The organism is Pelatocladus sp. BLCC-F211 (genome assembly GCF_041928655.1).
Lineage (GTDB): Bacteria > Cyanobacteriota > Cyanobacteriia > Cyanobacteriales > Nostocaceae > Pelatocladus.
Map to the genome: position 1 here is coordinate 82613 of NZ_JBHFLM010000148.1, position 12935 is coordinate 95547.

Below are 12935 nucleotides of genomic sequence, written 5' to 3' on the forward strand. Positions count from 1 at the left end.
TTGATCTAATTGTTTTTCATATTCTTCTCATTTTCTCAGATTGTTGTTATATATTGCAACCCTACAATTGGATAAATATTGTCTCTTACTACATCTCCCGTAGGGAAGAAACATAACAAATAGATCTCCCACTGCCAGAGGTAGCATAAATCTGGAATAGATTGACATCATGCCACGGCTAAAAGCTGGTGGGCTTTCTACTCAAGGAATTGTAATTTTAAACTGACATCATATGAGAGCTATGTATTGACTCACCAGCATTCAAAAAACGTCCGACTGTAGCAACAAGTTCCTGTTCTACATAAGGTTTGGTAAGATAGGCAGATGCTCCTAGATGTTGCGCCATTTTACCGTAAATTTGCACACTTCTTGATGTTAAAATAATTACGGGTTTACGCCCAGCCAAAGGATGCTGTTGCAGACGACTGAGGAATTCCAGTCCATTCATGCGCGGCATTTCTAAGTCAGAAATCACCAACTGAATTTCAGGATGTTGTTGTAATTTTTCTATCGCTTCTAAGCCATCTTGGGCTTGCAAGACTTGATAACCGAATTTTTGTAAAGTCAGGGAGAGAGTTTTTCGGAAACTCATTGTGTCATCCACAACCAGTATAACTTTTGCTGAGGATACTGGTGCTGGATTTAACAATGGTAAAGATGGTTGAGTGTCCGTTGATGGCTGTAACCAGCTGTTTTGGCGGAGAATATCTGCTACTGGTAACTGCATGTATTCTAACTGCGCTTGCATTTGCTGTTGCTGTGTTTGTGTTAACAAAGTGCCATCAACAACTAAAACCAGCGTACTATCTGCCAAGTTTGTACAACCATAAACATACTTTGGTGGTGCGATCGCACTTCCCAAAGGTCTAATCACTAGTTCTTGTTCACCAATAATTTGGTCAACAACTAAAGCCAAAATTTCTTGTTGACAACGCAGTAACAAAACTGGTGAAGAAAGCGAATTCGGACTAGAAAAATCTAAATTGCAGTTAGTATAAGGCATCAACTGTGCCATTGGCTGTAATGTTACCATGCACTCATCTTGTTCTGTCTGCAAGTACAGAACTTGCTTCCCATCAAATACTTTGATTTGTTCAGGAGTTGGTATGAGGATTTTCTCGATACTATCTAATAGTAATGCGTGAGTTACACCTCCGGCTTGCACAAGCATCAGTTTTTCTGTAGTCATAGAAAAAGGAATTTTCAGGATAAATGTTGTTCCCTGTCCGGGTAGAGATTGGACTGTTACTGAACCATTCAGTGCTTGTAATTGCGATCGCACAATATCTAAACCTATTCCCCGCCCAGATATTTCGCTGACTTGTTCAGTGGTAGAAAATCCTGGTTGAAATAAAAATTCGAGGAGTTGATTTGATGTGATCGAAGTATTGTCTGCACTCAACAAACCAAGTTGTATAGCTTTGGTGTGAACCTTTTGGAGATTTAATCCCCGTCCGTCATCCCGGACTTCAATTACTGTTTGACTACCACGATGATAAGCACAAATTTCAATCACACCTTGTTCTGGTTTACCTTGTTGACGCCGAATTTCTGGAGGTTCAACGCCGTGGTCAAAAGCATTACGCAATAAGTGCAGCAGAGGATCATATAATTTTTCAGCGATCGCTTTATCCACCAAAACTTGTGTTCCAGTTAACTGCAACTGTACTTGCTTACCATATACTTGACTCAGATGTTGCAACATTTGGGGAAAACGTTCCACAATATATCCCAGAGGTAACATCCGTGCTGATACCAGCTGATCAATAACATTGAGTACTAAAGACTGCTGCTTATTTTGCATTTGCAGGGATTGCTGTAGCACTGCATTTAAAGCATCTGTTGTTTTTTGTAATAGCAGTGTTTCTTTGATTGTCAGCGCATCTACCTTTGATCCGTTTTGGAATACATCTTGATGTTGATGTAATTGTTGCAATAATATTTTAACGACGTCTTTAAGTTTTTCATTTTGCAAATTGTAGCGTTGTTCCGAAATTAGTAATTCTCCAACTAAATAATCAAGACGCTGTAAATCTTCAACATCTATCCTCACGAAGGTTCTCTGACGGGAACTTGCTGGTAATTGAGAGAGCAAATTTGGTTTAACTTGATTGTTGGAGATAATTTGAGACTCTGCTGTGACTATAGAATTCGGCTGAATATTTTTTGATTTTTCTGGGAATTGTATGGAAAAAACTTCTTGATTTAAATCTTCTTCTATATTGTTATTGTCTTTATCTACACTTGCAGATATTTGCTCATTTTGCCAAATTTCTTTAATAAAATTATCCTGAACTTCAGGTATATCCAGAGGTATAAATATTTGCGAATTTTGAATCAAATCCTGTAATTTATAACTATTGAACCATTTTTTTTCTTGTGAGTTTACAGGTGGATATTGCTTATATTCATTGCCTATATCTTTAATTTTATTGGTGAGTAATTCCAGTATGTAAGTATGATTTTTTCCTTTTTGTGCTTGCAAGCGTGCCACTGCTAAAATGACAGTTAAAATGACACCTTGGCGATAGAGAATCAAGCTATAACTATCTTCTTTTTCCGAGATGAATTGCCAAAAATTTTGTAACCAATCTGGAAAATTATCCGGGTTATTAATATTGGGAAAATCGTCAACAAGTAATGATAAATTTATCTCAGAGTTAGGGACTTTAAATTCTTGTTCTACCCAAGCTAAAAGAAAGTAAGTAATTTGTAAATATAACTTGGCTGTTTCAGGTTTTAAACACTTACCTTTAACCTGAAAACTTTGAGTTAAAAATTGATATAATTCTTGAATTTCTACACTTAAATCAATTTTAGTTGTGGGCTGTGTTGTTGTCGTAAATTGTTGCAAAGCCTGAGAAAGTGTACCACCATGAGAGCGATCGCCTGCTAACACATCATTGTGGGCTTGTTGTAAATTAGCTAATGCTGCTTCTGCTATTCTAAAAACTTCCTGAGGATGTGTCTCCAATGCTTGGAGTATAGTTTCAGCGATCTCACGTAAACCTGGTAAATTTAATGACTCACCTAAGCCAGTAAATACCTCTGCTTGAGAACGTAATAACTCAGCCAGTGTCTGGGGATCTGTAGTGGGTTGCAATGCTGTGGCGATTGTCTCTAGCCTTTGTCTAACACCAGTTTCAAAAATTGATTGAATAATGTCAAATCCTAGTTCTGCGGATGTAGGGATATGGTTACTATCTGTAAATGCATCTCCTAGTTTTTCTTGTAACTTAGCAAACACATTCGCTGAACGTTGTAAAACATCTTGTTCATCGATTTTAGTTCCTGTTAGTTCTGCTGTCAGTGGCAAACGCAGACACTCATAACCCTCCACCAGCAGCGTTTGCAGTTGGGTATCTAAAACTACATCAGGACTATAAAGAGATTTGACAATATCTTCTAGGTAATGCGCTACTTTACTAATGACTTCCAATCCAACATTGGCAGCTCCACCTTTGATTGTATGAGTTGCCCGCATCAAATTATGTACTTTGGCAGTACTAAAATCTGTCGATAAGCTAAACAGCTCCTGTTCAATTTGATGCAGTAATTCTGGTGCTTCTGCGAGGAAATAGATGTAACCTTGTTCGCGGATTTCAGAGTCTGTGATCATGGGATTGGGGATTGGGGATCAGGGATTGGGGATTGGGGATTGGGGATTGAGGATTGGGGATTAGGGGCGAAGGGGCAATGGGGATTGGGGATGGTTAATAACTAACCACCAATCACCAATCACCAACTACTAACAATCAACCAACTTTAAATTGACTGGCTGTTGTGAGTAATTCTTGGGCTGTGGCTAGAAGTTGTTGAAATACGGTGGCTAAGGCTTGGGCTTGGGCAACGGTGTTGTGAGAAATTTCAGCAACTTGTTCCATGGAAGTGGTGACAGAAACCGAACGTGTTTTTTGGGTTTGGGTTGCTGCGGTAATCTGTGCGATTAATTGGGTGATATTGGTTGTGGCTGCTACTATCTCGTTGAGGTTTTGGCGGGTATCGTTGACGAGGTTGGTTCCTTCTAGTACTTGTTGAATACCTGTTTGCATCGCCATTGCAACCTCGGTAGTTTCTGTTTGAATTTCTTGCACAAGTTTTTCAATTTCGGTAGTAGCCGCAGCAGATTGGCGAGACAGAGAACGCACTTCATCAGCAACGACTGCAAAACCTTTGCCGTATTCGCCGGCGCGAGTGGCTTCTATAGCTGCGTTCAATGCTAAAACGTTGGTTTGAGTCGCAAAGTTACTAATCAAGCTGACTACTTTCGAGATATTGTGAGAAGATTCGCTTAACCGCTGAATTTTTCTACCTGTTTGGGCGACGGTTTCGCGAATTGCTTGAATAGCTTCAACTGTTTGGTTCATGGCGCGATCGCCTGATGTCAGAGTCTGGTTTGCCTGATCTACAGCGACTTGGACTAAATCAGCGCTGGTGGTGACTGCTTGGGTGGAGTCTCCCATTAATTGAATGTCAGTTAAAGCTAGAGATATTTCCTGTGACTGTTGCTGTGCCAAATTGATCACGTCTATTAAGGATGCGTCACTATCTTGGGATATTTGGGCAACTTGCTGGGCAGCTTTTTGTACCTGAATAACTATTTGTCGCAGGGCTTGCAAGGTATTGTTGTAAGCATCGGCAATTGTCCCCAACTCATCTTCTGTGATGGGGGCGCGGACAGTCAAATCTCCTTTGAGGGCTGGGCGAAGGGCTGTGAGTGTTTGAAGACAACGCTGTTGGAATAACTCTTTTGCTGCTTTTTCTTTGGCGGCTACTTGTGCAAGTTGGGTTGACTGTGTTTGGAGTTGTTGCAAATATTCAACCTGTTGTAAAGCAAGCCCTAATTGATCGCCGACTCTGGCGAGTAAATTGATTTCCCATTCTTGCCAATGGCGGGGTTGGGAATTTTGATAGGCGGCGAGAATACCCCACAATTTTTCGCCAAAAAAGATTGGTGAAACTACATAGGCTTTGGCTTCAAATTGTTCTAGCAATTCTACGTAGCAGGCTGACAATCCTTGTTGATGGATATCACTGATCGCCAAGCTTTCACCCTTAGCTAGTCGTCCTCCTTGGGTTTCTTGTAAGTAGGTATCTTCCCAAAAACGTTTCATCTCTTTACCTACCAAGCGTCCCCAAGCACTGGCGACAGATTCGGCAATAAATTCGCCACTCCAATCATCGCAGAAACGATAAATGGCTACGCGATCGCAACGCAACTGTTGACGGATTTCTTGAGTTGTGGTTTTGAAAATTGTGTCTACGTCTGGTGATTGCCGTAGGCGATTGGTAATTTTACTAAAAGCTTTTTCTTGTTCGGCAATGTGAGTTAATTGGTCTGATTTTTCTTGAAATTTTTCCAAATACTCAGTCTGGATGATGGCGACACCAAATCCCATACCGATCTGAGCTAAAAAGCTGATTTCCCATTCTTGCCATTTCCGTACACCAGAGTTTTGATAAGCTGCCAGCAATCCCCATAATTTTTCTCCAGAAAATACAGGGGCGATCATGTATGCTTTAGCTTCAAATTGTTCTAAAATATCAACATGACACTGGGATAATCCTGCCTTATAGACATCATCAACTGTCAAGCTTTCGCTACGAGCATAACGTCCACCTTTAGTATCCTGGAGATGACTATCTGCCCAAACTGTTCTGATATCAGGCCCGACTAAACGTACCCAGCCATTACCTACTGATTCGGCAATAAATTCACCACTCCAGTCAGAGTTAAATTGATAAAGAGCAACGCGATCGCAACGCAGCAAGTTACGCACTTCTTGAGTGGAAGTTTGGAAAAACTGATCGACGTTAGCAACGCGGACAATTTTATCAATCACCTTACCAACAGCTTTTTTTGCTTGTGCTTGCTGTTGCTGTTCTTTTTGAAATTGAAACCTCTGCAAGGCGTATGTCAATTCTGTCGCAACTTGTGTCAGTAAATTAATTTCTGCTTCTTGCCATTGACGCGTCATTCCACATTGATGAACTGTTAATAAACCCCACAATTCATCTTCTACAAGAATCGGTACTGACACACTAGCTTTGACTTGAAATTTTTCCCACAACTGGCGTTGATAGGGAGTGGGTTCTACCTGGTTTATATCTGTAATTCTGATCGGTTCTAAGTAATCTGGAGTGATATCAACACCAAATACAATACTAGATAAGTTTTCACCAAATGCAGGTGTCCAACCAATTGTTTTGGACTCAGCCAACACCACACCTGTATCCAAACTGTGCCAACGATAAATTAAGACGCGATCGCCTGCGATGATTTCGCGTACTGCTTTAGTCGTGGCTTGAAATAGTGTATCTGCATCTGTGGCTTGACGCATCTGCTTGGCGATCGCTTGCCATTGTTGTCGCCAATTTTTAAATTCTTGAGAGATATCTCTTGTTTCTAATATTTCTTCTGGGTTGACAACAAAGCCATTTTCTTGATGATTGTCATAGGTAATTGTCATAAGGAAATCCTTTATTTTTCTATGTTATATGTACGGTCAAAATATTTAGTTTTCAGATTGTCCCCATGTCTCTCTTTCCTTCTAACTTCCCACCCACATCGGAGTTTGGAATATTGCTTTTGTATCCAAGCTAATTAATATTTCCTCATTGGAATCGATAAAGTATCCTTGTACGAAATTAGACATTTCTGGAGAAAATAAATGTTCATCTGGCGACTTGATAAATTCGAGATCGAGATGTTCAATATCTCGAATTTCATTTACCAAAAGTCCCAAAGATTTACTTTCATAATTGAGTTTCATCACCATTGATTTAGTGTATAAATCTGTTTGTGATTCTAAAGGGGAATATCCAAACATCAAATCTAAATCAACCAGCCATAGCATCTCACCACGCCAATTGTATACTCCAACAACACAACTAGGCATTTGTGGGACTCGACAAATATTTGCCAAGTCAATTGTGAAGATTTCCTGAACGTGTTCTAAGGTCATGACTCCAACATATTTATCTCTTAAAGAAAAGCTTAGAAATCTTTGTTGTCTTTCTGTTTTCATCTGTCTAAAATTACTTAATTAATTGCTTGACAGTCACAACTAACTCATCTGCATTTATTGGTTTACTCAGATAAGCATCCCCACCTAACATATTGCCCCACAATTTATCAACATCACTATTCTTTGTAGAGCAAAAAATTATAGGAATTTTATTAGTTGCAGGATTACTTTTGATTTCTCGACACATCTCAAAACCACTTTTCCCAGGTAAGATAACATCGAGAAAAATTAAATCCGGCTGGATTTGCATCAGTTTTTCTTCCGCTTCTTCACTATTTTTAGCTCTAACAACGCGGTATCCAGCTTGTTGTAAACAAGAACTAATCAGTTCTAAATCAGCTAACCCATCTTCCACAACTAAAACAGTATTCATAGCAAAATTAATTTTTGTTTGCAAAGATATCAATTACATAAGTTAGTAGAACTGGTAGATAAATCACTATCACTATATCCTGACAGCACGGGATGACAGCATCAATGAAATATCTTCACCATATTTCTACTTGTTTTTCATTCTGAAATATTTATTGTTAAATAGGTTCAGTGTCAATACGTAAAATCTAAAAAGATTACAATTTTTAATAATAAAAAATTGATGTTAGACAATATTCTAAGTTAATAATTATTAAACGCTGAATATTTTATACTCAATTTATCAATTGTTTATTACTGCTATTTTGTATTTGTACAAAGGAATTTCCTGGTAAATACTTATTGATCATACCCATTACTTGCTCAGAGACAATTGGTTTATTGAGAAAATCTGTAGAACCTACGACTTTTGCACGAGCTCTATCAAAAACACCATCACTACCCGTTAAAATAATTATTGGTGTATTAGCAAAAGTAGAAATTTTTCTTAATTGAGCACAAATTTCATAACCACTAGTATGTGGCATCATTAAATCTAAAAAAATTAAATCTGGCTGTTTATCAATCAAAGTTAACAAAGCTTGTGTAGAATCTTGAATATGAATGAATCTCAAACCATTATCAATAATAATTTTCCCCAAAATATAACCTAGCTGTGGACTGTCATCTACATAAGCTATTAGTAAATTTTTTGTTTGTGTTGTGGATGAATCCACAGAATTTATTGTATTTTGATGTAAGTTTAACTGCCAATCTGTTACTTCTTGTATTTGAATTTCTCCTTGATTAATATAGGGTAATAAATAATTAGTAATAGGTAAAATATCTTGCTTGATTTTTGTGGCAATATCGCGGAAAGTATACTTACCGTTCAGCAAAGATATAAAGTTTTGATAAATACTTTGCTCAACTTGGTTTTGTAGCTGTTCTGGTTGATGTAAGTTGGGTGCTAAATTGGGAGAAATTGTTGCTAAACCAGCTTTTGCCCAGTTCTGCCATAATTGATATACTTGTCGTAAAATAATTTCTGTATTTGTAAAACTAATTGGCGCATCTAAAACAACATCTGAACGGCGATCGCACAATACATCAGTGCGATGTGCTTGCTGGATAATATCAAATAATATTTCTGATACTGTATTCTCTACAATTATATTTACTTGTGACAATTGTATTTTCTGCTTTTGATGCAATGTTCTCAGTAACTGGTAATCCCAGTTATTGATCGATAGATTTTGCCAACGCCATTGGATGCTCTGCAAATCTACTTGAGGAAAATGTTGAATCTTATGTCTGCGTAAGCGCCGATGGGGGTGAATACCGCCGGTTGCCCAAAAAATATTTCCTTGATGAAAGTAAATACGATATTTCTGATTAGAATTAGTGGTAATATCCAATGCACCACTATATTGCGTTTGATATAATTGTAAAATTTCCAATAGTAAATTCTTCAAGTTCATCTGTTTAGAATAGCTCATTTCTACTTTCTCCTAAGCATATATGGCAATCCTCTCTGCTCCAGATCCCTAATAACTTCTGCGAAGTCGGGGATCTTGTTGTTCATGAATTATTTAGGAATGCTATGGATTTTAAATCAAAGTAATTGAATAAGATATACATATATTTTCAATATTTTTTATGCATTATTATATTTTCTCAAAAAAATATTGAGAGATTTGTTTACAGCCAGAACTCTGCTAAAATATATCTGAATTACACCAATTAAGTCACAAGACGATTGATGCTTAATACATTAGTTCTATAAATATAATTATTACAATTAAAAGATAAAATATATATCCGTGCAAGTTCTGATTTTTTAATATTCATTTATAAAAAACTACTGAAAATCTAATTTATTGTAGAGTTCTGAGACAGATTATTGAGTTGCAGAGTGTACATATTTGCGTATCACAGCCATAATTTTATCAACAGTAATAGGTTTGGACATAAATTCTGTTGCACCGATTACCCTAGTACGAATTCTGTCCAAAAGACCATCATGGCTGGTGAGAATAATAATTGGTGTATTTGTAAAGGCAGAAATGCGGCGTATTTGTGTACACATTTCATAACCATTAATTACTGGCATCATCAAATCTAAAAATATGATCTCAGGCTTATTTTGAATCAAGTTAGGTAATGCTTGAATAGAGTCTTGAATTATAAGACATCTAAACCCATTTTTTACTAAAATTTGCTCTAGCATTTGACAAACTTGTGGACTATCATCTATACAAGCTACGAGTGGACTTTTTGGTGCAGATGATGAATTATTTTTACTATGAACTAGTTGCAACATAGGTAGATCAGGAACTTCTATGAGTTCGATCACACCTTTGAGGATAAAGGGTAGTAAAGAACGTGTAACTGGTAAGACATTTTGCTTGAGTTTGATTGCTAAATCACGCAAGGTATCCTTACCAGTCATAACAGATGTAAACATCTGATAGATTTGGGGATTAACTTGTTGTTGTAGTTCCTCTGGCTGACACACCACAGGCGCTAAATTAGGAGAAAATTTTGCTAAACCTGCTGCTGACCAAGCTTGCCATAATTGTTGCATTTCTTGTAAAGCCATCTGCACATTTGTGAAACTCATTGGTGAATCTAGAATTATTTGCTGTTGGCGTTCATAATGAATTTCACCGTATTTTGCTTCTTGTATGAGATCAAACAGTAATTCATTAATGGTATTTTCGGTAACAGAGTTGACTGTTTCGCGGTTGATTTTTTGTTGGGAATACAAAGTTTCTAAGATATAGTACTCCCAATAATCTATTGACAAATCCATGAATTGTGATCGCATTTGTGCAATATCAATTTGTGGACAATATTGTTCCATTTGCCGATGCCAACGCCGGAAAGGATGCTCTCCACCCGTTGCCCACACAATCCTACCTAAACGATAGTAGAAAGTATATACTTTCCCATTAACATTTTTTATTTTTAACTCACCGTTATATTGTAGTTGTATACAATTATTGAATTCCTGAATTAGTTGGGAAAAACTACTTGTTTCTGCAAAACTCATCATTGTTTTATCCATTAGTTAAATATTATTTTTTAAAATAGCTGACAACGAAACTTTGCTGAATTACTCAATATCATGAACAAAGATATTTGATTTTTGAATAATTGCTTATCTTATTCAATAATTTCTTATCGTAATAACCGTATATGTACTGTATTTTAAATAACATATGATCACTTGGCAGAAACCTGCGTTATGTTAAGTTTGGTTAAATGGGAATTAATCAGTGATCTTGCGAATTTGATATTAAATCTTATCTATCCCATTCGTTTTTCATTACACGAAGCAGTAGTGGTATATCGTATTAGTTTTGAGGAGTTCGTAGTGTAGAGGCGGTAGCGGCTAATTCGCATGTAGGATTTACTTAAACTCTCTGTTGAATCTAGGACTAAAGTCCTTACTACAAACGCATTTACCCATCATTATGAATGCGATAGTCCAGTAGCTTACCTCTTCGGAATGCAACCATAGCTGCTATTCTTCATCATCGTCGAAAGTTTTCAATAAATACTCGTATTATTAGGGAATTTATTGTATCCTAGTTTGGCTGTTCAAATTTTTGATACCAGACTTTATAAAAAATTTTTGTAATTTCTTATAAAAATTCACAAAAATATTACACGGGTCTGGTTATGAATTAATAGTCTCTTGTTCTTTTATCAATCTGTAAACTTCAAAAATCAAATGGATACACAACTAATAAAAGTCATTGAAAAGCCTATTCTCAAAGAAGTAGAGAAAACTGAGGAACCAGAACAGCAAAACTTTGCCAACGTTCCTGTTGATCTTCTAGAAGAAAATTTTGATATGAGTTATCAAGAACCTAATTATATTTCGGTACGTGATTATCCAGCAGTTCAATCGGTTGGTAATTCAGGATGGCAAGTTTCTGAGATTTGGCGCGATCTTAGAATAGATAATTTCTGTTAATGAATAGAATTCCTACAAGTCTGGGTATTCATGGTGTGCGATCGCTTGGGCTAGTCTAGCAGGTATCTCTATATGAGATATTTTTGAGATGCACTCAACAAATGAGATTGATAGTGCAAAGACAAGGAGGACAAGCAAGCAATTTCTTCACACTCTCCTTGTCTGATAACTCATTGCAAAATTCTTCTATTGAAAGCGCTGATCTCTCTATCTGCCAGGATATAACTAAAATCTATGGAAATCCTCCATTTCACATATCATTTTTTATAATTTCCTGGTAGTTAGGGAAATGAATGGAATGGAAATCAAGTAGTTTGACACTAAATGAGGAGTGAAATGAAACTTAGCAACGGACTGTTGGACTCAGACAAAAAAGCTATGGTTGTAGAAGATTGCTGCAACATGATAGAAGCACAACTTGCTTCTAAGTCAGGTATAAGTGGTATGGCTTTGAAAACAGCTTTCGCCGCCCTTAAGGGAGTCAAACCAGGATATATTCCTTATGTTGTTGAAATGATTTTGCCACAATGCTTTGAAGCACTTGATCCCATTTGGAGCGAAGGCCTAGACAAAGGCGATCCAGTCGGATATTTGGTTGCAAGCCGCGATCGCACAGCAGACGCACTATTGAGCGTCACTGATGAAAAAGCCAAGAACGTCAACCGCTCAATCGTGCGAGGGACTTATGAAAAGCTTCGGGGTTCCGCCAAGCAACACGTAGAAGATGCAGTACCAGATTTAGCCAAGGTAATCGATAAATACACCCAGGGATAACCGAAAAAATAGGACGATATATCAAAGTAGGCTACCGTTCAACATTTGTCGGTAGCTCTACTAATTTTATTTAGATGATAATTAATATCAATTATACAAATATTGTAAAAGTCTCATCTGTCAAAATTTGCATGGCGAAGTACTACTTCATATTCTCTGGGTGTATACATCACTCACTTTCTAAGCATGTATTGGGTAGTTGACATTTAAGCAATTGCTTATATATTCTAGAAATAGTTAAGCGTTTGCTTAAATATATGGTTAATCTGAATGAGTAGACCTGCTGCTAGTGCTGATGTGTTTGTGGCGATCGCAGATCCCACACGCAGGGCGCTATTGGATCTGTTACGTACTGGCGAGCAACCAGTAAAACAACTGGCTGAACCATTTGCGATGAGCTTGCCAGCTATTTCTCAGCACTTACAAGTTCTTTGCGAAGCAGGCTTAGTACAAATGCGGAAAGCAGGGCGACAGCGTCTGTATCGGTTAAACCCGGAGCCACTGAAGCAGATATCTGACTGGATCGCTGATTACGAGCAGTTTTGGCAAGAAAAATTAGATGCCCTTGGCAACTATTTGGAGGAAAATCAATGCTCCGAAACTTGAAGAAGGAAGTTTTCTATCCCTATCCCCCGCAACGAGTTTGGCAGGTACTCATACCAATTCTGTGTGAAGATGCGCCAAAATAAAAATAGGTGCGTGCTAAAGGTGAGCGTCATGACCCGTCCGTTTCAAGTTGAGATTTCAGAAAGCCAACAAGAGTTGGAAAAAGCCCTCAAACATGCCACCACAGCAAG

General features: G+C 37.6%; 9 protein-coding genes. 3 read left to right on the top strand and 6 right to left on the bottom strand.

From position 1 onward, the window contains the following. Positions 1-217 precede the first annotated feature (217 nt). The 6 genes from ACE1AT_RS18720 to ACE1AT_RS18745 form a co-directional block, all read right to left on the bottom strand. On the bottom strand, positions 218-3619 hold the full coding sequence (locus ACE1AT_RS18720) for a response regulator (protein ID WP_374870995.1): 3402 nt from the start codon (positions 3617-3619) through the stop codon (positions 218-220). Between the two features lie 136 nt (positions 3620-3755). Further along, entirely contained in the window at positions 3756-6470 is a 2715-nt protein-coding gene (locus tag ACE1AT_RS18725; RefSeq protein WP_374870997.1) for a GAF domain-containing protein, read from the bottom strand. Positions 6471-6551: 81 nt separating this feature from the next. After that, entirely contained in the window at positions 6552-7028 is a 477-nt protein-coding gene (locus tag ACE1AT_RS18730; RefSeq protein ID WP_374870999.1) for a chemotaxis protein CheW, read from the bottom strand. Positions 7029-7038: 10 nt separating this feature from the next. Further along, on the bottom strand, positions 7039-7401 hold the full coding sequence (locus ACE1AT_RS18735) for a response regulator transcription factor (RefSeq protein WP_374871011.1): 363 nt from the start codon (positions 7399-7401) through the stop codon (positions 7039-7041). Positions 7402-7675: 274 nt separating this feature from the next. Beyond that, complete coding sequence (locus ACE1AT_RS18740; protein ID WP_374871001.1) at positions 7676-8878, bottom strand: response regulator; 1203 nt, start codon at positions 8876-8878, stop codon at positions 7676-7678. A gap of 401 nt (positions 8879-9279) precedes the next feature. Further along, positions 9280-10449, bottom strand: a complete 1170-nt coding sequence (locus ACE1AT_RS18745) for a response regulator (protein WP_374871003.1) — start codon at positions 10447-10449, stop codon at positions 9280-9282. A gap of 669 nt (positions 10450-11118) precedes the next feature. On the opposite strand from ACE1AT_RS18745, the gene ACE1AT_RS18750 reads away from it, so the two are divergent. From ACE1AT_RS18750 to ACE1AT_RS18760, 3 genes are all read left to right on the top strand, one after another. Beyond that, on the top strand, positions 11119-11364 hold the full coding sequence (locus ACE1AT_RS18750) for a hypothetical protein (RefSeq protein ID WP_374871005.1): 246 nt from the start codon (positions 11119-11121) through the stop codon (positions 11362-11364). Positions 11365-11700: 336 nt separating this feature from the next. After that, positions 11701-12138, top strand: coding sequence for a hypothetical protein (locus tag ACE1AT_RS18755; protein ID WP_374871007.1), 438 nt, complete (start codon positions 11701-11703; stop codon positions 12136-12138). Positions 12139-12408: 270 nt separating this feature from the next. Then, positions 12409-12744: a metalloregulator ArsR/SmtB family transcription factor gene (locus ACE1AT_RS18760; RefSeq protein ID WP_315787827.1), complete on the top strand. Its 336-nt coding sequence runs from the start codon at positions 12409-12411 to the stop codon at positions 12742-12744. The last annotated feature ends 191 nt before the right edge of the window (positions 12745-12935 follow it).

Coding starts and splice junctions, on each gene's coding strand:
- ACE1AT_RS18725 (WP_374870997.1), bottom strand. CDS start 6,470: ATGACAATTACCTATGACAATCATCAAGAAAATGGCTTTGTTGTCAAC.
- ACE1AT_RS18720 (WP_374870995.1), bottom strand. CDS start 3,619: ATGATCACAGACTCTGAAATCCGCGAACAAGGTTACATCTATTTCCTC.
- ACE1AT_RS18750 (WP_374871005.1), top strand. CDS start 11,119: ATGGATACACAACTAATAAAAGTCATTGAAAAGCCTATTCTCAAAGAA.
- ACE1AT_RS18740 (WP_374871001.1), bottom strand. CDS start 8,878: ATGAGCTATTCTAAACAGATGAACTTGAAGAATTTACTATTGGAAATT.
- ACE1AT_RS18745 (WP_374871003.1), bottom strand. CDS start 10,449: ATGGATAAAACAATGATGAGTTTTGCAGAAACAAGTAGTTTTTCCCAA.
- ACE1AT_RS18760 (WP_315787827.1), top strand. CDS start 12,409: ATGAGTAGACCTGCTGCTAGTGCTGATGTGTTTGTGGCGATCGCAGAT.
- ACE1AT_RS18755 (WP_374871007.1), top strand. CDS start 11,701: ATGAAACTTAGCAACGGACTGTTGGACTCAGACAAAAAAGCTATGGTT.
- ACE1AT_RS18730 (WP_374870999.1), bottom strand. CDS start 7,028: ATGAAAACAGAAAGACAACAAAGATTTCTAAGCTTTTCTTTAAGAGAT.
- ACE1AT_RS18735 (WP_374871011.1), bottom strand. CDS start 7,401: ATGAATACTGTTTTAGTTGTGGAAGATGGGTTAGCTGATTTAGAACTG.